Genomic DNA, 1173 nt, shown 5'->3' with positions numbered 1-1173 from the left:
TGCAATAATAATTGCTCCAGAAATTACGTATGCAATCTTACGTTTTCTTAAGAAGGCTACATTAATATTTTGGAACCATCCCTTAGAGATAGAAGTGTTAAATGTTAAGTTAGTACCTTTATTTACAGCGCCATCAATTAATAAGCGTGTAATAAATACGGCTGTAAACAATGAAGTAGCAATACCAATCATTAACGTTAAAGCAAAACCTTTAATTGGTCCTGTACCAAATACATATAAAATAATACCTGTTAATAAAGTGGTAATATTGGCATCAATAATTGCAGAAAGTGCTCCTTTAACAGAGAACCCTTCTTCTACAGATTGTTTTAACCCTTTCTTTTTAAATAAGCCTTCTTTAATTCTCTCGAAGATAATTACGTTGGCATCTACAGACATACCAATAGTTAAGATAATACCTGCAATACCAGGTAAAGTTAACACAGCATTAAACGATGCTAAAATTCCGAAAATAAATAAGATGTTTACTATTAATGCAATATCAGCAAATAAACCAGCTTTACCATAATATAAAATCATCCAAACTAAAACTAAGAAAATAGCCAAACCAAATGAAAGGAAACTGGCATTTATAGCTTCTTGACCTAAAGAAGGTCCAACAACTTCAATTTGAATAATTCTTGCAGCCGCCGGTAATTTACCTGCTTTTAAAACAGTGGCAATATCTTCTGCCTCTTCAATAGTCATACTTCCTCCAGAAATAGAAGTTCTACCTCCAGTAATCGCTTGATTTACAGATGGTGCTGTGTATACATAGTCATCTAAAACCACAGCTACAAATCTACCTACATTATCAGCAGTCATTTTAGCCCATTGTTTTGTGCCAGAGCTATTCATGGTCATACTAACCTCTGGTTTGTTTAATTGGTCAAATACTTGTGCAGCGTCTAAAATAACATCGCCTTCTATAGTTGGTTTGTCATTTCTATTCGATTTTATAGCATACAAACCAATCAATTCACTAGGTTCATAGTCATCATCTGCGTTTGCAGGTTTTGCAGGTGTAAAAGTTTTATAATCCCATAAGAATCTAACATAACGTAATTCGTTTGGTAATAAATCTCTAACTTCTTTTTTTCTTAGCAATTCGTTTACTGTTGCTGTATCTCTAACAGATGCTTGTGCCACTAAAGAGCTCATTTGTTGTTGAGA

General features: G+C 33.4%; 1 protein-coding gene. It reads right to left on the bottom strand.

The window, feature by feature from the left end:
- The coding region (gene secD / locus ACTG3S_RS13515) for a protein translocase subunit SecD (RefSeq protein ID WP_439129866.1) at window positions 1-1173 on the bottom strand (1173 nt) is incomplete at both ends.

It is taken from the genome of Polaribacter sp. (assembly GCF_965656025.1).
Taxonomy (GTDB): domain Bacteria; phylum Bacteroidota; class Bacteroidia; order Flavobacteriales; family Flavobacteriaceae; genus Polaribacter.
This window is presented reverse-complemented; position numbering and strand designations above follow the sequence as displayed.